This window comes from Heyndrickxia sp. FSL W8-0496 (genome assembly GCF_038007825.1).
GTDB classification, from domain to species: domain Bacteria; phylum Bacillota; class Bacilli; order Bacillales; family Bacillaceae_C; genus Heyndrickxia; species Heyndrickxia oleronia.
Map to the genome: position 1 here is coordinate 57,847 of NZ_JBBOXX010000001.1, position 20,576 is coordinate 78,422.

Annotated in this window: 18 protein-coding genes and 2 tRNA genes; 18 read left to right on the plus strand and 2 right to left on the minus strand. The window is 35.3% G+C overall.

Annotated features, from left to right (window positions below; translation table 11 throughout):
* The 13 genes from NST63_RS00295 (at position 1) to NST63_RS00355 (ending at position 13,521) form a co-directional block, all read left to right on the plus strand.
* On the plus strand, positions 1-957 hold the full coding sequence (locus NST63_RS00295; RefSeq protein ID WP_058006090.1) for a ribose-phosphate diphosphokinase: 957 nt from the start codon (positions 1-3) through the stop codon (positions 955-957).
* A 331-nt stretch (positions 958-1,288) separates the two neighbouring features.
* Entirely contained in the window at positions 1,289-1,924 is a 636-nt protein-coding gene (locus NST63_RS00300) for a 50S ribosomal protein L25/general stress protein Ctc (RefSeq protein ID WP_212946522.1), read from the plus strand.
* Positions 1,925-2,090: 166 nt separating this feature from the next.
* On the plus strand, positions 2,091-2,648 hold the full coding sequence (pth, locus tag NST63_RS00305) for an aminoacyl-tRNA hydrolase (protein WP_078109481.1): 558 nt from the start codon (positions 2,091-2,093) through the stop codon (positions 2,646-2,648).
* 157 nt (positions 2,649-2,805) lie between these two features.
* Positions 2,806-3,036 (plus strand): anti-sigma-F factor Fin family protein, encoded by a 231-nt coding sequence (locus NST63_RS00310; RefSeq protein ID WP_212946521.1) that lies wholly within the window; start codon positions 2,806-2,808, stop codon positions 3,034-3,036.
* Between the two features lie 103 nt (positions 3,037-3,139).
* Positions 3,140-6,670 carry a transcription-repair coupling factor gene (gene mfd, locus NST63_RS00315; protein ID WP_341040988.1) on the plus strand — a complete coding sequence of 1,177 codons (3,531 nt, stop codon included), beginning with the start codon at positions 3,140-3,142 and terminating at the stop codon, positions 6,668-6,670.
* A 372-nt stretch (positions 6,671-7,042) separates the two neighbouring features.
* A complete protein-coding gene (spoVT, locus tag NST63_RS00320; protein ID WP_180213736.1) occupies positions 7,043-7,579 on the plus strand; it encodes a stage V sporulation protein T in 537 nt (178 codons plus the stop codon).
* 157 nt (positions 7,580-7,736) lie between these two features.
* Positions 7,737-9,299: a putative polysaccharide biosynthesis protein gene (locus NST63_RS00325; RefSeq protein ID WP_341040989.1), complete on the plus strand. Its 1,563-nt coding sequence runs from the start codon at positions 7,737-7,739 to the stop codon at positions 9,297-9,299.
* Between the two features lie 12 nt (positions 9,300-9,311).
* Positions 9,312-10,772, plus strand: a complete 1,461-nt coding sequence (mazG, locus tag NST63_RS00330) for a nucleoside triphosphate pyrophosphohydrolase (RefSeq protein ID WP_341040990.1) — start codon at positions 9,312-9,314, stop codon at positions 10,770-10,772.
* Positions 10,773-10,793: 21 nt separating this feature from the next.
* Positions 10,794-11,066, plus strand: a complete 273-nt coding sequence (locus NST63_RS00335) for an RNA-binding S4 domain-containing protein (RefSeq protein ID WP_180213739.1) — start codon at positions 10,794-10,796, stop codon at positions 11,064-11,066.
* A 601-nt stretch (positions 11,067-11,667) separates the two neighbouring features.
* Positions 11,668-11,973, plus strand: coding sequence for a sporulation protein YabP (gene yabP, locus NST63_RS00340; protein ID WP_058006082.1), 306 nt, complete (start codon positions 11,668-11,670; stop codon positions 11,971-11,973).
* Entirely contained in the window at positions 11,970-12,605 is a 636-nt protein-coding gene (gene yabQ, locus NST63_RS00345; protein WP_212946514.1) for a spore cortex biosynthesis protein YabQ, read from the plus strand. The genes yabP and yabQ overlap by 4 nt, the downstream gene beginning before the upstream one ends.
* 38 nt (positions 12,606-12,643) lie before the next feature.
* A complete protein-coding gene (locus NST63_RS00350; protein WP_071977239.1) occupies positions 12,644-13,042 on the plus strand; it encodes an FtsB family cell division protein in 399 nt (132 codons plus the stop codon).
* Positions 13,043-13,116: 74 nt separating this feature from the next.
* The gene (locus tag NST63_RS00355) at positions 13,117-13,521 is read left to right on the plus strand and encodes a S1 domain-containing RNA-binding protein (protein ID WP_058006079.1); all 405 of its coding nucleotides are present in this window, start codon (positions 13,117-13,119) and stop codon (positions 13,519-13,521) included.
* 152 nt (positions 13,522-13,673) lie between these two features.
* Here the strand turns inward: NST63_RS00355 and NST63_RS00360 are convergent.
* Both NST63_RS00360 and NST63_RS00365 read right to left on the minus strand, forming a co-directional pair.
* A tRNA-Glu gene (locus tag NST63_RS00360) sits at positions 13,674-13,745 on the minus strand.
* 16 nt (positions 13,746-13,761) lie between these two features.
* Positions 13,762-13,835, minus strand: a tRNA-Met gene (locus NST63_RS00365).
* Positions 13,836-14,092: 257 nt separating this feature from the next.
* Between NST63_RS00365 and spoIIE the strand changes: the two genes are divergently transcribed.
* From spoIIE to hpt, 5 genes are all read left to right on the plus strand, one after another.
* The gene (gene spoIIE, locus NST63_RS00370; protein WP_341040992.1) at positions 14,093-16,573 is read left to right on the plus strand and encodes a stage II sporulation protein E; all 2,481 of its coding nucleotides are present in this window, start codon (positions 14,093-14,095) and stop codon (positions 16,571-16,573) included.
* 96 nt (positions 16,574-16,669) lie between these two features.
* Complete coding sequence (locus NST63_RS00375) at positions 16,670-17,407, plus strand: VWA domain-containing protein (protein ID WP_058006077.1); 738 nt, start codon at positions 16,670-16,672, stop codon at positions 17,405-17,407.
* The gene (locus tag NST63_RS00380; protein WP_212946543.1) at positions 17,376-18,368 is read left to right on the plus strand and encodes a protein kinase domain-containing protein; all 993 of its coding nucleotides are present in this window, start codon (positions 17,376-17,378) and stop codon (positions 18,366-18,368) included. The genes NST63_RS00375 and NST63_RS00380 overlap by 32 nt, the downstream gene beginning before the upstream one ends.
* Before the next feature lie 118 nt (positions 18,369-18,486).
* Positions 18,487-19,890 (plus strand): tRNA lysidine(34) synthetase TilS, encoded by a 1,404-nt coding sequence (tilS, locus tag NST63_RS00385; protein WP_242598369.1) that lies wholly within the window; start codon positions 18,487-18,489, stop codon positions 19,888-19,890.
* Positions 19,891-19,905: 15 nt separating this feature from the next.
* Positions 19,906-20,451 carry a hypoxanthine phosphoribosyltransferase gene (gene hpt, locus NST63_RS00390; RefSeq protein WP_058006075.1) on the plus strand — a complete coding sequence of 182 codons (546 nt, stop codon included), beginning with the start codon at positions 19,906-19,908 and terminating at the stop codon, positions 20,449-20,451.
* Positions 20,452-20,576: the final 125 nt, after the last annotated feature.

The window sequence follows — 20,576 nt, forward strand, 5'->3', positions numbered from 1 at the left end:
ATGTCGAACCAGTATCTCGATCCTAACTTGAAAATATTTAGTCTAAATTCAAACCATAAATTAGCAGAAGAAATTGCAAAAGTTGTTGGAGTAGAACTTGGAAAATGCTCTGTTACAAGATTTAGTGACGGGGAAATTCAAATCAATATTGAAGAAAGTATTCGTGGGTGTGATGTATATGTGGTACAACCAACGAGTGCTCCTGTTAATGAAAGCTTGATGGAACTTCTAATCATGATTGACGCTCTAAAACGTGCATCTGCTAAAACGATTAATATTGTTATGCCGTATTATGGATATGCAAGACAAGATCGTAAAGCAAGAGCAAGGGAACCTATTACTGCGAAGTTAGTAGCGAACTTAATTGAAACTGCTGGAGCAACAAGAGTAATTACATTAGATTTACATGCTCCACAAATTCAAGGATTTTTTGATATTCCAATTGATCACTTAATGGGTGTTCCTATTTTAGCTGATTACTTTAAAAAGAAGAACTTTAATGATGAAATTGTGATTGTTTCCCCAGATCATGGCGGTGTGACACGTGCGCGTAAAATGGCAGAACGTCTAAAGGCGCCTATTGCCATTATTGACAAACGTCGACCAAGACCAAATGTTGCTGAGGTTATGAATATAGTTGGGAATATCGAAGGGAAAATCGCTATTTTAATTGATGATATTATTGATACTGCTGGAACCATTACTTTAGCTGCTAATGCTTTAGTTGAAAATGGGGCAAAAGAGGTATACGCGAGTTGTACTCACCCAGTTCTTTCAGGTCCGGCAATCGAACGAATTGATAATTCAAAAATTAAAGAACTTGTTGTGACCAATTCTATCGCTTTAGCTGAAGAGAAAAAATCTGACAAAGTGGTAGAGCTTTCGATCGCACCTTTACTTGGAGAAGCAATTATCCGAGTTCATGAGGAGCTATCAGTAAGTACATTATTTGATTGATAAATTTTGAAAAGGGACTTTTAAACGGGTCTCTTTTTTTTTGTCCTTATACCTCTTTGATTAAGGCTGTTTTCGTATAGTTTTTGTTTTTGTAAGAGCCCAACTGCCAGCAATCACACTAATAATGATTCATCAGTCCTTATGAAGATTGCAGCTCTTTCTCAGAGAAATGAAAAGTGTAGTGGTCTTCAGCCGATAGTTATTAGTTAAAATTTGTCTCAAATAGTGAACAATGCTTGAGAAAAGAGCCTTGATTAATGTTTAGATCTCCTTCGATTTGGGGAATGATAAATTAGAGACTCTTTACATATATCTAAGGAGGTAATGGGATATGGCAACAACTTTAAATGCCAAAAAACGTGAGACAAAACAACATTCTGAATTAAAAAAACTAAGAGATTTAGGTAACATACCTGGAGTGATCTATGGATATAATGCGGAAAATAAATCTATTTTTGTAAGTGGAATTGACTTTTTAAAGGTAATAAAAGAAGTGGGGAGAAACGGTGTTATCTCTCTTAATGTGGATGGAGACAAACAAAATGTTGTTTTAAGTGAATTTCAGGAAGATAGCCTTAAAAAGGAACTTCTTCATATCGATTTTAAAGCTGTGGACCTATCAGCTGAAATGGAAGCAGATGTGAAGGTTGAATTAGTAGGAGATAGTCTAGGAGTAAAAGATGGTGGTGTTTTACAACAAGCAGTACATGAATTAACGGTGTCTGCAAAACCTAATGATATACCAGATGTTATACAAGTCGATGTTTCCTCTCTCCAAGTTGGTGATACATTAACCGTTTCAGAGATAAGGAATAAATTCTCTTATCAAATTATGCAAGAGGATGAACTAACCATCGCTTCCATATTAGCTCCTCGACAAGAGGAGGAAATTAGTACCGGAGAAGAACAAGAACCTGGAATGCCTGATAATGTAGAAGGAAGAGAAACAAGTCCAGAAGGCGAATAAATCATGTAGACGTAACCAAGGGGTTGCGTCTTTTTAAACTTTAGACACTTTCCTTAATACAAACATCGTATAATAGTATAGAGAATGAAATTGTAAGTGTAATGTTACTTATTTAACATACAGGTGTTACCTATTTATGTGGTATAGTAAAATTGAGGTGTAATTAATGAAATTAATTGTTGGCTTAGGAAATCCAGGTTCTCAATTTGATCGAACTAGACATAATATTGGCTTTGAGGTTATTGATGAACTGGCTAAACGTTATCAAACTTCTTTGAATCAAACAAAATTTAAAGGTTTATATACAGTAATTAACAATCTTGGTGAGAAGTTTATTTTATTAAAGCCGCTTACCTATATGAATCTATCCGGTGAAAGTATTCGTCCAATTATGGATTATTATGATATTTCAGTGGATGATCTAGTAGTGATCTTTGATGATTTGGATTTGCCAGTTGGGAAAATTCGTTTACGACAAAAGGGAAGTGCAGGGGGACATAATGGAATAAAGTCCACTATTGCTCATTTAGGAACACAGAACTTTAACCGTATTCGAATAGGAATAGACAGACCCGATCAAGGAATATCTGTCCCGGATTATGTTTTAGGGAAATTTAATAAGGAAGAATGGGAAGAGATGCAAATGATGATCAGAAAAAGTGCTGATGCTTGTGAGGAATGGTTGAAAAAACCATTTCTTGAGGTAATGAATCTTTATAATTAAAAGCCTTTTCTGAGATGATTTTTGTATCACAATAAGATTTTTATAGCAAAGAAAGAGAGGACTTCACGAAGGACATTTAATTCAATATCAACGATGAATAACTCCTATTAAACAGGTTAATACTAATAAAAAGCATTGTTTATAAGGAGGCCTCAATATGGCGATTCACTATTTTTGCCGTCATTGTGGTACAAATATTGGAAGTATTGAACGATCATCGATTTATTCAGATCAAATTGGACTTCACACATTGACAAATGAAGAAAGACAGGAAATGGTTTCCTATGAATCAAATGGAGATATTCATATTCATTCTATTTGTGAAGACTGTCAAGAAGCATTAGATAGAAATCCAAACCTGCATGAATATGATTATTTGATTCATTAACCGCTTTGGAGAAAGATCCAAAGCATTTTTCTGTTTGGTCTTTTTCATATACATGATTATGAATTTATTTAATGGAGATATTTTGAGGGGAGGAACTGAAAGCTTGAAGGATTTACAGCAAATTATTTTACAGCAAGATGAGATAGGGTCTGTTATCACGGGAATTGAGGCAGGATTAAAGGAACAGCTTGTAGCGGGATTATCAGGATCCTCTAGGGCGCTATTTATCGCCTCTATTTATCAAAAAGTCCATCAATCCATTATTATTGTGACCTATAATCTTCATCAAGCACAAAAATTATATGATGATTTACAACAATTTATCTCCGATAAATCGCTATATATATATCCGGCAAACGAGTTGATTGCCGCTGAAATTGGAATTGCTAGTCCAGAGTTGAAAGGTCAAAGAATTGAAGCGCTAAACTTTTTGACTTCTAAAGCAAAAGGTGTCTTGATTGTTCCAATGGCGGGTTTACGTAGGATCCTTCCTACACCAAATATTTGGAAAGGCTATCAAATTTCTTTTCAAGTAGGTAATGAAATAGATTTAGAAAATATATTAGTAAACTTAAATACTATGGGGTACAGTCGAAATGAGATGGTGAGTGCTCCTGGAGAGTTTAGCTTGCGTGGTGGAATTTTGGATATTTATCCTTTAACAGAGGCTAACCCAATCCGTATTGAGCTTTTTGATACCGAGATTGACTCCATTCGGACTTTTTCAATTGAAAACCAAAAATCAGTGAAAAAGCTAGATAAAGTAATGATCGGTCCGGCAACAGAGTCCCCTGTAAACCCTGCTCAACTACCAATGATTGCAGATAAACTTGAAAAAGGTTTATCTAAAACATTAAAAAAAGTGAAAAGTGAGGCTTCTAAGGAACGATTAGTTCAAAATATAGGCTATGATTTGGAATTACTTCGAAATGGTCAAAAACCAGAACAATTTTTTAAATACTTATCTTTAGCCTATGAAGCGTCTACCAGTTTGCTAGACTATGTTTCTGGTAAGGGAATATTAATTCTTGATGAATTTAGCCGTATCCAGGAAATAAATGATCAATTAGTTAATGAGGAAGCGGAATGGTTTACCTCTTTATTAGAGGAGGGGCAAATTGTTCATGATATTGAGGTATCCCATAGTTTAACAAAATTATTAGCTCAAACGAATTTATCAAAAATTTATTTTTCTTTATTTTTGAGACATATCCCTAATACGAGTCCACAAAACATTTTAAATATCACTTGTCGACCAATGCAAAACTTCCATGGACAAATGCATGTCTTAAAGGCAGAAATTGATCGGTGGAAAAAGGGACGTTTTACTGTTGTTTTTTTAGGTAGTGATAAGAATCGTGTCAAAAAACTTCATAGTGTCTTAGAGGACTATGATATTGAGGCAGCTGTAGTTGAAGATCAAGGCAAAATCTTACCCTCTACAATACAGATTATTGAAGGTGGGTTAAATACGGGTTTTGAGCTGTCAATGATAAAATTAGCTGTTATTACAGAGGAAGAACTATTTAATAAAAGCACGAAAAAAACAGCTAGACGTCAAAAATTATCAAATGCTGAAAAGATAAAAAGCTATTCGGAGCTTAAAGTTGGAGATTACGTTGTTCATGTAAATCATGGAATAGGGAAGTATTTAGGAATTGAAACATTAATTATAAATGGGGTTCATAAAGACTATCTCCACCTGAGATATCAAGGAAGCGACAAGCTATATGTTCCGGTTGAGCAAATTGAACTTGTTCAAAAATATGTTGGTTCAGAGGGAAAAGAGCCTAAAATTTATAAATTAGGCGGAAGTGATTGGAAGCGGGTTAAGAAGAAAGTACAATCCTCTGTTCAAGATATTGCAGATGATTTAATTAAACTGTATGCAGAAAGGGAAGCCGCAAAAGGGATTGCCTTTTCACCGGATGGTGACCTTCAAAGGGAATTTGAAGCAACATTCCCATACCAGCCGACAGAAGATCAGCTACGCTCTGTACAGGAGATTAAACGGGACATGGAAAGAATTAGACCAATGGATCGATTGCTATGTGGAGATGTTGGCTATGGAAAAACAGAAGTAGCAATTCGTGCAGCATTTAAGGCGATAATGGATGAAAAGCAAGTGGCTTTTTTAGTACCTACAACTATTTTAGCGCAACAGCATTTTGAAACTATTAAAGAGCGCTTTCAGGACTATCCAATTAATATTGGGCTACTCAGTCGTTTCCGGACCAAAAAACAACAAACAGAGACCTTAAAAGGGTTAAAAAGTGGGACGGTAGACATTGTTGTTGGAACGCATCGCTTATTATCAAAGGACGTTCAATATCATGATTTAGGGCTGCTTATTATAGACGAGGAACAGCGGTTTGGTGTAACTCATAAAGAGAAGATTAAGCAATTAAAGACAAATGTTGATGTGTTAACATTGACCGCGACACCAATACCTAGGACACTGCATATGTCTATGCTAGGTGTTCGAGATTTATCGGTAATTGAAACACCTCCGGAAAATCGTTTTCCTGTTCAAACCTATGTTATGGAGTACAATGGTCATTTAGTCCGTGAGGCAATAGAGCGTGAATTATCTAGGAACGGACAGGTCTATTTTTTATATAACAGGGTAGAGGATATTGAAAGGAAAGCAGAAGAGATTTCAGCCCTTGTGCCAGACGCCAGGGTGACCTATGCACACGGACAAATGACTGAAAGCGAGCTGGAATCGGTAATTTTAAGTTTTCTAGAAGGGGAATATGATGTCCTTGTGACAACTACTATTATTGAAACAGGAGTAGATATTCCAAATGTAAACACATTGATCGTTTTTGATGCTGATCGAATGGGTCTTTCCCAGTTATATCAATTGCGTGGTCGTGTAGGAAGATCTAATCGAGTTGCTTACGCATATTTCACGTATCGAAAGGATAAGGTACTAACAGAGGTATCTGAAAAACGCCTTCAAGCTATTAAGGAGTTCACGGAGTTAGGTTCTGGATTTAAAATTGCGATGCGGGATTTATCCATTCGTGGAGCGGGAAATATATTAGGTGCTCAGCAACATGGATTTATTGATTCTGTTGGATTCGATCTGTATTCGCAAATGCTTAAAGAAGCAATTGAGGAAAGAAAGGGACAAGGGCAACCAACTGTACCAGCTTTTGAGGTTGAGTTAGAAATTGATGCATATATTCCTGATACGTATATATCTGATGGGCATCAAAAAATTGAAATGTACAAAAGATTTAGAGGTATTACACAGCTTGAAGAAGTAGAGGAATTAAAAGAGGAAATGATAGATCGTTTCGGTGAATACCCGTCACAAGTTGGACTTTTATTCACAGTAGCTGAAATGAAGGTGTATGCGCAAGAGGCGATGCTAGAATCAATAAAACAGATAAAACAGCAAGTAACGATACTAATGTCCGAACAGGGAACACAACAGGTTGATGGTCCAAAGGTGGTCAGTCAATTGAACAAATATGGTCGTGCTGTCGGATTTGGTATGGATGGAAATAAGTTAAAAATTACTTTGAATATAAAAGGTTTGGATCAAGAGAAGTGGCTTTCAGTCGCTTATGAAATTATTAAGGAAGTGAATTTGTCACTTAAAACAAAGGAACATGTTATTTAGACATACTTCTTGAGGCTGTCGAGCTACTTTCTCGACAGTCTTTTTTTTATTGGGTAATATTGGAAAACGTGATACCAATATAGGTTTGTAGAGAAGCTTTCTTCTCCACAAGCTGAGGAATATTATTAAAACATGTCCCTTTCTTAATATCTAGGGATTAAACATGTTTATTTAGATGGAAAGAAGGGAAATTAAACTATTGAAATGGTTATTTCAACCAGTCGCTATAAAAATGGCTTTCAAAAATGAACTCACATGTATAGAACTTTTTTGTTGAAAGATACTAATGTCAACAGAGGGAAAAGATTCAATAAAAACCAAGGCAATCATTCATTGCCAAAAAATCATCTGATGAAAGTGAGGCAACATAAGATGAAAGCAACTGGAATAGTTCGTCGAATTGATGATTTAGGAAGAGTCGTTATACCAAAAGAAATCCGTAGAACTCTTCGTATCCGTGAGGGTGATCCATTAGAAATTTTTGTGGATCGCGATGGAGAAGTAATCCTTAAAAAATATTCTCCAATTAGCGAATTAAGTGATTTTGCAAAAGAGTATGCAGAAGCATTATATGACAGTCTGGGAAGTCAAATACTAATATGCGATCGAGATGCTGTTATTTCTGTAGCGGGTGTATCGAAAAAGGATTATTTGAATAAGAATATTGGTTCGCCTGTTGAAAAGGTCATGGATGATCGTACCACTCAGATTGTCACACAAAAAGGACAAGTATCACTGATTGATGGATTTGAAGAAGAACTATCTTCCTATACTATTTCACCAATAGTAGCGAATGGCGATCCAATTGGCGCTGTCATTATTTTTTCAAAGGACCGTACGATTGGAGAAGTAGAACAAAAGGCTGCCGAAACAGCATCCGCATTTTTAGCAAGACAGATGGAACAATAGGTAAATACTTTACAAGAAAATATAATCTAGGCAAGAAGCGGATGATCCTACCGCTTCTTTTTATGTCGTGCCATTATTTTTGACTGATTATGCTATAATACAGAAGATTTGTTTTAACTAATTACTTTTTAGATATTATAGGAGAGGTCGAATAACATTGCCTTCAGATAACTCGAGGTTATTTCTTAGGGGTGCGTTAATTTTAACAATTGCAGCAACCATTATAAAGATATTAAGTGCTGTATATCGTGTACCCTTTCAAAATATAGTCGGTGATACGGGGTTTTATATTTACCAGCAGGTGTATCCGATTTATGGAATAGCTATAGCGCTGGCAACATACGGATTCCCCGTCATTATATCCAAAATGGTGGCTGATGCGAAGAAAGTAAATGCAAGTGATGCTCACAGTATTGCTTTCGCAGCATTTATCATTTTAGGATTTATCGGTATCATTCTTTTTTCTTTTTTTTATTTCGGCTCACACATAATTGCTCACTGGATGGGAGATCGTCGCCTAGTGCCTTTAATTAAGGTAGTAGCTGTCCCTTTCTTAATTATGCCGCTTATTTCTACAATTAGGGGTTATTTTCAGGGAAAGCGGGAGATGTTGCCAACTGCTGTATCTCAAGTAGTCGAGCAGTTCATTCGAGTCATCTGTATTCTGCTTTTATCTTATGTGTTAGTTCGTAATGGAGCATCTCTTTATCAGGTAGGAAGGAGTGCTTTCATTAGTTCTGTTGTTGGAAGTTTATTAGCTGCCGCTATTTTATTATTCTTTTATTTCCGTCATAAGGAAGAAGCATCGTTGCAACTTGGGCAGGCATTTAAATTTATCGGAAAAAAATTTATTTTCCAAGGCATAGCGGTTTGTATTAGTGGAGCCCTACTTGTTTTATTGCAGCTAATTGATTCCTTAAATCTGTATTCGCTGCTTACTTCAACAGGCATATCTAGTGAAAAGGCAAAGGTACTAAAAGGAATTTATGACCGTGGCCAGCCATTCATTCAATTAGGGACAGTAGTAGCCACTTCCTTTTCATTAACCTTGGTTCCAGAATTATCTTCCACTCTACATGGCCAGAAAAAAAATATAGAAGAAAAAATACAATTAGCCTTAAAGGTGAGTGTAGTTTTTGGATTAGGGGCTACTATTGGCTTAATTAGTATTATGGAACCTACAAACACTATGCTTTTTTCAAATCAAGCGGGTTCAAATGTACTAAAGGTTTTTTCAATTTCTATCTTTTTTAGCTCGATGATTTTGACCATAAATGGAATATTACAGGGTTTAGGGGATCTATTATCATCTGCTAAGTTTATTATTATTGGAATGATCATAAAAGTACTTGGAAACTATCTATTGATTCCTCAAATCGGCACGATGGGAGCAAGTGTTTCCACAATTATCGCGCTGTTCTTTATTTTATTGCTGTCTATTTATAAAATAAAAAGAGGAGGCATACACCTAAATTTTAGGCGTTTTTTTATCAGGCTATTAGTTAGTGCTGGAGTTATGGCTTTTATACTTCAAATATGGACCTATGTTTTTGATTACTTCCATCTCACTAACAGAATATGGAGTCTTTTTGAGTCATTAGGTGGGGTTTGTCTGGGTGGATTTTGTTATCTTTATTTGATAGGGTATTTTAAATTATTTAGAGAAGATGAAGTGAAGGAAATTCCTTTTGGTAAATTTCTTTTACATAAAAAGAAATAATGGAGGATTATGATGAATGGACAAATAATAATTGTAGGCTTAGGTGCAGGCGATATTGATCAGCTTCCTTTAGGTGTATACAGGACGTTATCAAGTGCAGCGCATGTCTTTTTACGGACTAAGGAGCATCCGGTTGTACAGGAGCTAGAACGAGAAGGAATGAAATATACTAGCTTTGATGATATATATGAACAAAACGATCAATTTGAACAAGTCTATGAGCAAATTAAGAATCTGCTTATAGCGGAAGCACAAAATGAAGAAATTGTTTATGCTGTACCTGGCCATCCTTTAGTTGCAGAGAAAACGGTACAATTATTGTTGGAAGAAGGGCCACCAAATAATATTACTGTTAAAATAGGTGGGGGGCAAAGCTTTATAGATGCTCTTTTTACTTCTGTAAAAGCAGATCCTATTGAAGGTTTTCAATTATTAGATGGTACCGATTTACATAAAAATGATCTCCGTTCAACCCAGCATCTCATTATTGGACAAGTGTATGATGCCTATGTTGCTTCGGAAGTGAAATTAACTTTAATGGAAAAATACCCCGATGATTATGAGGTAGTCATTGTAACAGCTGCAGGAAGTAATGAAGAAAATATTAAAAAAGTCCCCTTATATGAGTTGGATCGACAAGTAGAGTTAAATAATTTAACGAGCTTGTATGTCCCACCAATGGATAAGGAACAATTAAAGGAATTTACAGTATTAAGGGATATTATTGCCCAATTACGAGGTCCTAATGGATGTCCTTGGGATAAAAAGCAAACTCATCAATCATTAAAGAAGTATTTAATTGAGGAATCTTATGAATTACTAGAAGCAATTGATGAAGATGATATTGAGCATATGATTGAGGAGCTTGGTGATGTATTGCTTCAAGTAATGCTGCATTCTCAAATTGGTGAGGACGAAGGAATGTTTTCTATTGATGATGTTATCGAGAATATTTCGGAAAAAATGATTCGAAGACACCCACATGTATTTGGAGATGCACAGGTATCTAATGAGGATGATGTGATAAAAAACTGGAATCAAATTAAATCGAAGGAACATGGCGAAGTAGACCAGCATGATTCTATAGTGAATCATGCAGGGAAAGGGTTGCCAGCAATCATGCGTGCATATAATTTGCAGAAATATGCAGGAAAGCATGGGTTCGATTGGAAACAAGCGGAGGAAACGTGGAAAAAAGTTAAAGAGGAAATAAAGGAATTTGAAATTGAAATGAAGAATGGAAATAAGGGTGATATGCTTTCGGAATTTGGAGATCTACTTTTTGCATTGATCAATACAGCGAGGCATTTATCCATCCATCCTGAGGAGGCACTTGAAAGGGCTAATCAGAAGTTTATGAGGCGTTTCTCATATATTGAAGATCAGGTGGTAAAAAACGGAGGTTCTTTTCAGGACTTCACATTAGAAGAGTTAGATCAATTTTGGAATAAGGCGAAGATAAAAGGATTATAAGAGGTGAGAGCTATGGCAACGATGAGGTTAGATAAATTTCTAAAAGTATCTCGTTTAATTAAAAGAAGAACGTTGGCAAAAGAGGTAGCTGATCAAGGAAGAATAACGATTAATGGGCAAACCGCGAAGGCAAGTTCAAATGTGAAGGTAGGAGATGAACTGCAGGTTCGTTTTGGTCAGAAATTAGTGACAGCTAAAGTACTAAATCTTACAGAATCCACTCGTAAAGAAGATGCTGCAAATATGTATTCTATTCTCAAGGAAGAAAGACTTAATACGAATAATATCGATTAAGAGGATTTTAGCCCCTACCAGATAATCTGTTATCAGGCTCTTTTCTCAAATGTTGTAACAAAGGTAATGGTTTCACTAACAAAAATAGGATAAAAACCGGCAAATCCTTTCATTCCACTGAGAAAAGAGCTACAAACATTAAAAGAACGCTAACCCATTTATTGTGTGTAAAAGCCGGCAGTAGGGCTTTTACCAAAGCAATTACGAAAACAGACTTTATATCAGGCTCTTTTCTCAAATGTTGTGACAAAGGTAATGGTTTCACTAACAAAAATAGGATAAAAACCGGCAAATCCTTTCATTCCATTGAGAAAAGAGCTGCAAACATTATGTGGACACTGGGTATGATATGGAAAAAATAGGAATATCAAAATAACGTACCTATATCCCAAACATAAGGAAATGTCTGCTTTTGATGCAAATAAAGGAACTTGAGTTCGCTAAAATAAAAAAATACTTGAAACATCCCCTCTTCTTTCATTGAGTTTATGTTCCACAATTATGATTCATATTGTTCTTTTTTTACACTGCTTGTCATACATATATTACAAAGCTTGTTCAATGGATTTATTATGAACTGTGTAAGAAAGTGGGGGAGCAAATGAATCAATATTATGATAGTTCATCAAATAATAAAGCGCCGTCCCAAGAGCATGATGTTATTATGAGGGGCCGAAAGCTTTTAGACATTACTGGAGTTAAACAAGTTGAAAGCTTTGATAATGAGGAGTTTTTATTAGAAACCGTTATGGGCTTCTTATCTATTCGTGGTCAAAATCTACAAATGAAAAATCTCGATGTTGATAAAGGAATCGTATCCATTAAGGGGAAGGTATTTGATTTAGTATACTTAGACGATCACCATGGGGAGAAAGCTAAAGGCTTCTTTAGCAAAATATTTCGATGAGTTTGGCGACCCAATTTTATACCATGCTTGCCATGATCTCTATGGGAAGCTTTTTTGGTGCCACCCTTGATACGTATAATCGATTCTTGAAACGAGGGTCTAGAAAACGGTTAATTGTATTTATCAATGATGTTTTATTTTGGTTACTTCAGGGCTTATTAATCTTTTATATTTTATTTTTGGTTAATTTTGGAGAAATTCGCTTCTATATTTTTGTAGCATTACTTTGTGGTTTTGCAGCATATCAGGCATTAATGAAAACCACTTATCTTAAATTATTGGAAATTTCCATTGATCTTATTGTTGCTATCGCCAATTACATCAGTCATTTATTTATGACAATTGTTTATAGTCCTATAAAATGGCTAGTTATTCTACTGATAACCGTTGTTTTTTGGATGGGAAAAGCCCTTTACGCTCTTGTACAAACCATTCTTAAGGTGTTATTATTAATGGTAAAGATTTTATTTAAACCAATAATTTGGATAGTCTATCTTTTATGGCGAGCAATTCCGACATCCATTAAAAAAATAATCGAAAAGTCTTATAATTTCATTGCAGGTAATGTGAAAAAAGCAACGAATAAAACTATATCAGGAATAAAAACCATTCTTAAAATATTTAAGAGATAATTCTACTAATGAGATGTGCTTGTAAAGGAGGTATGAGAATGGGTGAGAAAGCGAAACGAAATATTGCACCAATGCAAAATGCATATATGACACAGCACCATGTAAAAGAAAAAGTGTTGGCTAAAAGGAAAAAATTACTATTTAGGAGACTAGCCATCTTTTTTTTACTAATGATAACCATTTCGTATATGTTGATTTCTACACTCATATCTAGAAATGACCTTCTTAGTGAAAAGAAAATGGAAAAAGAAAAACTTGAAAAGACCATCGCTCAATTAGATAAGAAACATGCATTGTTAAAGGATGAGATCGTGAAATTAAATGATGACGAATACATTGCTAAGCTGGCTAGAAGTGAATATTTTCTATCAGAAGATGGAGAAATTATCTTTAATATTCCCAAGCCTAAAGATAAGGAAGAAGATGAGTCTTATTGACACCCTTTTTTAACGTTGGCTATAATATAGATTAAGGTTTATTTTTTATCTTTTTAAGGAGGAAATAATTTTTTATGTCAATCGAAGTAGGCAGCAAGTTACAAGGAAAGGTAACAGGCATCACAAATTTTGGAGCGTTTGTCGAACTGTCAGAAGGCTCAACAGGACTTGTTCACATTAGTGAAGTAGCCGATAATTATGTTAAAGATATTAACGAACATTTAAAAGTCGGTGACGAAGTTCAAGTAAAAGTGATCAATGTTGAGAAGGATGGCAAAATTGGACTTTCAATACGTAAAGCCAAGGAGCAAACACAAACCCAGCGTCCACGTCAAAACAAATCAAATAATAATTTTCGTGCGAAAGAAAACTTTGAACAAAAAATGGCTCGTTTTTTAAAGGATAGTGAAGATCGTTTGTCATCATTAAAACGTAATACAGAATCAAAACGTGGTGGCCGTGGTGCTAGACGTGGCTAACTTGCTGTCTATTTATATATAGCAGGTGAACGTAATGAAAAGGTAGGACTATTGATTAGGCCTACCTTTTTTATATAAAAATAGTCTTGATTGGAAATTAGAAGCATAAAAAAAGGAATCAGCAATATATGCTGATTCCCTTTTTTGTATGATGACCCGTACGGGATTCGAACCCGTGTTACCGCCGTGAAAGGGCGGTGTCTTAACCGCTTGACCAACGGGCCACTCTAATAATTTTTATAGCGGCGGAGGGGATCGAACCCCCGACCTTACGGGTATGAACCGTACGCTCTAGCCAGCTGAGCTACACCGCCGTAAAACAAGTTACTTTAAAAGCACAATTTCTATAATACAGAGCGATTTAAATTATGTCAATATATTTTTGTGAGGTTTTTAAAAAGCTTTAATGAATCTAAACTACATATCTATTTAAAAACTTGTTTAGTTTTTAGGCATTTCGCAGAACAAAGTCGAACTTTTCTTTCAATTCACCTCTCTATTTTGACAAAGTTTTAAGCTTGTCCATTTTATAATAGACAACAACTAAATGAAATAGGGAGTTGTGTGAATTATGGCAAAAATGGAACATACCTTTATTGAACCAGGACGGAATGTAAATCTAAAGGAAACAAAAGTGGAGTTTTCAAAAGGAGTGAATCGGCTTCAACTCAAGCTAGGAGTCATTTTCTTCCAAAAGGGTATTGTTTTGCTACTCATAGGTTTCTTATTGGGACGGGCATTAATTTTATCTCACTTAACACCTTTTTCACTTCCTTTTTTCGCGTCTGTTTACATGATGAGAAGAAAAAAGTCCCCAATTGTTTTGTTTGGCTTAGCAGCAGGTTCATTAAGTATTACGATGGGAAATGCATTTTACACACTCATATCAGGGATTGTCTTCTTACTCATATATAAAACGATAGGAAGACTACATAAGGATGAAATAAAGGTAATTCCTTTTTATGTATTTGTCGTTTCCTTTTTATCGAAATGTGGATACTTCTATATAGCAGGTAATCAGAACATCACATTATATGATGGAATGATGGCCGCGGTCGAAGCTAGTTTAACTTTCATACTTACACTTATCTTTATGCAATGTATTCCATTAATATCACTAAGAAAAAGAAAAAAGACATTAAAAACGGAGGAAGTCATTAGTTTAATTATCTTATTTGCCTCCGTATTAACAGGTACCATTGGTTGGGCAATTTTTGATTTGTCTGTAGAGCATATTTTATCTAGATATTTAGTACTTCTCTTAGCTTTTGTTGCTGGTGCAACAGTAGGTTCGACTGTAGGAGTAGTTACTGGACTTATCTTTAGCTTAGCGAATGTTTCGAGCTTTTATCAAATGAGCTTACTTGCCTTTTCTGGCTTATTAGGCGGGCTTCTAAAAGAAGGGAAAAAGATCGGCACAGCTGTAGGATTGCTTATTGCAACATTACTCATTGGAATGTATGGGGAGGTAAAGACACCATTGATCGTTAATATTTATGAATCGTCTATAGCCATTTTTTTATTGTTTATAACCCCAAAGTCTTTAACATCAAAGCTTGCAAAACATATACCTGGTACAAATGAATATACTCAGGAGCAGCAGCAATATATCCGAAAAATAAGGGACATTACTGTGAATAGGGTGGAGCAATTTTCATCTGTTTTCCAAGCCCTATCCAAGAGCTTCTCACAATTTGATCAGTGGAGGGAATTCGATCATGAGGATCAAGAGTTAGATTATTTCTTAAGCAATGTCACTGAAAGGACATGTCAAAACTGTTTTAAAAAGGAGCAATGCTGGGCAAAAAACTTTAATAAAACCTATGATTTAATGAAAAAGGTTATATATGAAACAGATAAAGGGGAAGGGGTGATACCTCAGAAGGTTCATCGAGAGCTTGATAAGCATTGCTCTAAATCAAAAAAAGTAGAGGATGCGATTCTTCAGGAACTTACTTTTTACCAGGCAAATCAAAAGTTAAAAAAGCAGGTAAAGGAGAGCAGAAAGCTAGTTGCGGAGCAATTACTTGGTGTCTCAGAGGTAATGGGTGATTTTGCAAAGGAAATACAACGTGAACGTGAGAATCATCATAAGCAAGAAGAAATGATCCTAGATAGCCTTCAGGATTTTGGTCTTGACGTTGAACAGGTGGAAATTTATAGCTTAAATGTGGGGAATGTGGATATTGATATGACTATTCCTTACTGTAATGGACATGGTGAATGTGAAAAAATTATCGCTCCATTGCTATCTGATATTTTAGGAGAAACGATTATCGTTCAAAAAGAAGAATGTGCATCTTATCCTAATGGATTTTGCTATGTCACTTTCCGTTCTGCACAGGCGTTTGTTGTCGAAACAGGAGTCGCACATGCTGCTAAAGGAGGAGGCTTTGTTTCCGGCGACAGCTACTCCACAATTGATTTGGGAACGAGAAAATATGCAGTGGCTATTAGCGATGGAATGGGAAATGGGGAGCGTGCTCATCAAGAAAGTAATGAAACTCTTCGTCTTCTGCAAAAGATATTGCAGTCTGGTATTGAAGAAAAGGTAGCTATTAAATCGGTTAATTCTGTATTGTCATTAAGAACAACGGATGAGATTTTTTCCACCTTGGACCTTGCAATGATTGATCTTCAGGATGCTAGTGTTAGATTTTTAAAGATTGGTTCAACACCGAGCTTTATTAAACGAGGAGATAAAGTAATTAAAATTGAATCTAGTAACTTGCCAATGGGAATGATTCAAGAATTTGATGTAGATGTTGTATCAGAACAAATGAAAGCTGGAGATCTTTTGATTATGATGAGTGATGGTATTTTTGAAGGACCGAAACATGTGGAAAACTATGATTTATGGATGAGAAGAAAAATAAGAGAAATTGAGACAAAAGATCCTCAAGAAATTGCTGATTTAATTATGGAGGAGGTTATTCGAACACGTTCCGGAATGATTGATGATGATATGACGATTGTAGTGGCTAAGCTTGAACATAATACACCGAAATGGGCTGCCATTCCGGCGGGAAAAGGAAAGGAAATGATTTCATAAAAGAGAAACATATTATAGTATAAAATCCCTCCGATTCGTCGAAGATGGGTAATAGGAAAATGATTGGGAATCGATAGAATCAGGGAGGGGAAACCTTTGAAAACAGCTAAATTAAAACAAATCTTATTAATTACAGACGGGTGCTCGAATCAGGGAGATGACCCAGTTGCAATGGCAGCTCTTGCAAATGAACAAGGGATTACTGTTAATGTCATTGGTGTAATGGAGAATGATGTAATCGATGAAAAGGGTATGAGTGAAATTGAAGGAATTGCCTTATCAGGTGGTGGTGTTAGTCAAATTGTTTATTCGCAAATCTTATCACAAACGGTTCAAATGGTAACGAGAAAAGCAATGACACAAACTCTCCAAGGAGTAGTTAATAAGGAATTAAAACAAATTTTAGGAAAGTCTACTTCTATGGAGGAATTACCTCCCGAACAAAGAGGTGAGGTAATGGAAGTAGTTGATGAATTGGGTGAAACGGTAGATTTAGATTTGTTGGTTCTAGTCGATACAAGTGCAAGTATGAAACATAAGCTACCAACAGTTAAGGAAGCCTTGCTGGATCTATCTTTAAGTTTAAATGCACGAATGGGAAATAATCAATTTTCAGTCTTTGTATTTCCTGGGAAAAGGAAAGATGTCGAAAAATTGCTAGAGTGGACTCCAAATCTTGAATCTTTGACTAGTGTCTTTTCAAAGCTTAGTGTGGGTGGCATCACACCAACTGGACCAGCAATTAAAGAAGCTATGACATATTTTAAGAAAAAACGTTCTTTAAGGGGATTGCTTTCAAATGATGACGAACAATACTTTGAAGAGTCAATTTAATTTTCCTGCTGGAACGACTGTCACAGGAAAATGGCATAAAAAAAGCTATATTTTAGTAAGGTTATTGGGGTCTGGTGCCAATGGTATTGTTTATTTAGCGAAAAGCAATGATCGTTTTGTAGCACTAAAGATGAGTGATAACACTATGTCTGTCACTTCAGAAGTAAATGTTCTGAAAGCATTTGCTAAGGTCCAAGGGTCTGCCCTCGGGCCTTCTTTGTTAGATATTGACGATTGGGAAACGCCAAAAATGAAGATTCCCTTTTATGTAATGGAATATATCCAGGGACCACATTTATTAGACTTCATTCAAAAAAAGGGACACTCATGGACGGGTGTATTAATGCTGCAATTATTACAGGATCTACATCGGTTACATGAAGAAGGTTGGGTATTTGGTGATCTTAAACCAGATAATTTAATTATCACTCATTCGCCAACAAAAATTCGTTGTATTGATGTTGGAGGAACAACATTAAGTGGAAGAGCCATAAAGGAGTTTACGGAGTTTTTTGACCGAGGATATTGGGGAGCAGGAACGAGAAAGGCAGAGCCTTCCTATGATCTATTTGCTCTATCAATGGTCATAATAAACTTATTTTATCCTGCGCGGTTTTCTAAAAAGGGTGATGGTGTCGAACAATTGAAAAGGATGATTCGCAGAAAGCCAGAGATGGCTATCTATGAAAATATTTTATTCGATGCGATAGATGGTCAATATTATTCCGCATTAGACATGAGGAAAGATCTATTAAAGGTTTTGTCTAGCGATACGATGAAGCCGGTGAAAAATAGAAACTCTATTCCATCAAGCAGAAGAGCAAAAGTAAATAAACAGGTGACGCCTACAAGGCAAACATCACGTAAGAAGAAGAGAGCATCACGAGTATTTGAAACAATTGTTATTATTGTGCTCGTATCTTTTCTATACTTTATATATATATATGACCAGCTATTATAAGTGTAATGTAGAGAAAGAAAAAATGTCACAATTAAATAGATAAATTAAAGAGGATTATTGGTACAATTAGTGTATAGAATGGAAAGTTCATACTTTCGCTGAAAAGGAACGAGTATAAATGTTACCGTTTGAAAGAAAAGTCGATGATTTTATTAAAACGAATACGTTGATAACAAAGGGGGATTCAGTTCTTATAGGTGTATCAGGTGGACCTGATTCTGTTGCATTACTGCACTATCTAGTTCAAAAAAGAAATATATATAATATATCCATCCGTGCTGCACATGTTGATCATATGCTACGAGGGAATGATTCGTATAATGATCTGCTATTTGTTCAAGAATTATGCAAACAATGGAACATTCCTTGTGAAGCAATTAGAATTAATATTCAAGAGAAAATGGGTGCCCTAAACAAAGGCATGGAAGAAACAGCCAGAATCTACAGGTATCGTTTTTTTCAGGATATTATGGAAAAATACCAGCATAATAAGCTTTTACTTGGACACCATGGTGATGATCAGATTGAAACCATTTTAATGAGATTGACTCGAGGGAGCACAGGAAGAGGAAGAGCAGGGATTCCGTTACGGAGAGCTTTCGCAAATGGAGAAATTATAAGACCTCTCCTTTGTGTTACGAAAAAAGAAATCGAAGAGTATTGCCATATTCATGATTTAAACATAAGAATTGATTCAAGTAATTTTGAACAGGATTATACTAGGAATCGGTTTCGATTAAATGTATTACCTTTTTTAAAGAAAGAGAATAACCATGTTCACGAGCATTTTCAACGATTTAGTGAAGAGATATTATCTGATGAAGCTTTTTTGCAGGAATTAACGTTAGAAAAAATGAATAAATTATGGAATAAAATGAAAAATGAAGTAGTGATAGAAATTCCATCTTTTATTGAAATGCCTTTGCCTTTACAAAGAAGAGGGATTCAACTAATATTAAACTATCTTTACAATGAAAATCCTTCCTTTGTAACTGCGGTACATACAGATGATATTCTTAAATTATTATCAAGTAATCATCCATCTGGACGCTTAGATCTTCCCTTAGGTTTAAAGGTAAGGAGATCTTATCAGCAGTGTACATTCTCCTTTATAAAGGAGAACCAAAACCATACATATGAAATGAAATTGTCCTTAAACAGTGAAGTAGACTTACCAAATGGCTATTGTGTTAGGTTTCTGAAGGGAAAGGTAACTGAAAATCCTTCTTTACAGGATCAAACATGTATGTATTTGGAGGATATCCAGCTTCCCTTAGTAATTAGAAATAAGAAAGCTGGGGACCGAATGAAGGTAAAAGGACTAAATGGATCGAAAAAAGTGAAGGATATATTTATTGATGAAAAAATCCCTAGAGAAAAAAGGGATGAATGGCCAATTGTTGTTGACCAACAGGGCGATGTATTATGGATACCTAAGTTAAAGAAATCTACCTATGATATATTGCCAACATTTGAGCAAACTTGTTATATCTTACAATACTTTAAGCAAACATTCTCCTAGGAGGCAAACATTTTAATGAAACAGGATATTGAAAAGGTATTAATTAGCGAAGAAGAAATACAACAAAGAACAAAAGAATTAGGCAAAGAATTGTCACTTGAATATAAGGATCGATTTCCTTTGGCAATTGGAGTTCTAAAAGGCGCAACATTATTTATGTCTGATTTATTAAAACAAATGGATACTTACTTAGAAATGGACTTTATGGATGTTTCAAGTTATGGTAAATCTATGGTATCTTCTGGAGAAGTGAAAATTTTAAAGGATTTAGATACTTCTGTTGAAGGAAGAGATATCTTAATTATCGAGGATATCATTGATAGCGGTCTTACATTGAGCTATTTGGTTGAGTTGTTCCGTTATCGTAAGGCAAAATCGATAAAGATTGTTACTCTTTTAGACAAACCTTCTGGAAGAAAAGCAGACATTCAGGCTGATTATGTAGGATTTGATGTGCCTGATGCATTTGTTGTTGGTTATGGATTAGATTATGCTGAGAAATACAGAAATCTCCCATATATTGGCGTTTTAAAACCTGAAGTGTATAACAAAAGTGAATAAGTTTAAAATAAAGGGTATATGAATAAAAGTTATGTGGTGAGGAAGTTTCTATCCATATATGCAAATTGTTGTAAAGTTAAGAATTTCTATGATACTATTGAAGATAGTTTTTTGATCGTGGGAGG

Bases quoted from the DNA above. Each gene is read 5' to 3' on its own strand.
- NST63_RS00295 (WP_058006090.1), top strand. From the start codon at position 1: ATGTCGAACCAGTATCTCGATCCTAACTTGAAAATATTTAGTCTAAAT.
- NST63_RS00350 (WP_071977239.1), top strand. From the start codon at position 12,644: ATGGGTGAGAAAGCGAAACGAAATATTGCACCAATGCAAAATGCATAT.
- yabQ (WP_212946514.1), top strand. From the start codon at position 11,970: ATGAGTTTGGCGACCCAATTTTATACCATGCTTGCCATGATCTCTATG.
- hpt (WP_058006075.1), top strand. From the start codon at position 19,906: ATGAAACAGGATATTGAAAAGGTATTAATTAGCGAAGAAGAAATACAA.
- yabP (WP_058006082.1), top strand. From the start codon at position 11,668: ATGAATCAATATTATGATAGTTCATCAAATAATAAAGCGCCGTCCCAA.
- tilS (WP_242598369.1), top strand. From the start codon at position 18,487: ATGTTACCGTTTGAAAGAAAAGTCGATGATTTTATTAAAACGAATACG.
- NST63_RS00355 (WP_058006079.1), top strand. From the start codon at position 13,117: ATGTCAATCGAAGTAGGCAGCAAGTTACAAGGAAAGGTAACAGGCATC.
- NST63_RS00380 (WP_212946543.1), top strand. From the start codon at position 17,376: ATGACGAACAATACTTTGAAGAGTCAATTTAATTTTCCTGCTGGAACG.
- NST63_RS00300 (WP_212946522.1), top strand. From the start codon at position 1,289: ATGGCAACAACTTTAAATGCCAAAAAACGTGAGACAAAACAACATTCT.
- NST63_RS00310 (WP_212946521.1), top strand. From the start codon at position 2,806: ATGGCGATTCACTATTTTTGCCGTCATTGTGGTACAAATATTGGAAGT.
- pth (WP_078109481.1), top strand. From the start codon at position 2,091: ATGAAATTAATTGTTGGCTTAGGAAATCCAGGTTCTCAATTTGATCGA.
- mazG (WP_341040990.1), top strand. From the start codon at position 9,312: ATGAATGGACAAATAATAATTGTAGGCTTAGGTGCAGGCGATATTGAT.
- spoVT (WP_180213736.1), top strand. From the start codon at position 7,043: ATGAAAGCAACTGGAATAGTTCGTCGAATTGATGATTTAGGAAGAGTC.
- NST63_RS00335 (WP_180213739.1), top strand. From the start codon at position 10,794: ATGAGGTTAGATAAATTTCTAAAAGTATCTCGTTTAATTAAAAGAAGA.
- spoIIE (WP_341040992.1), top strand. From the start codon at position 14,093: ATGGCAAAAATGGAACATACCTTTATTGAACCAGGACGGAATGTAAAT.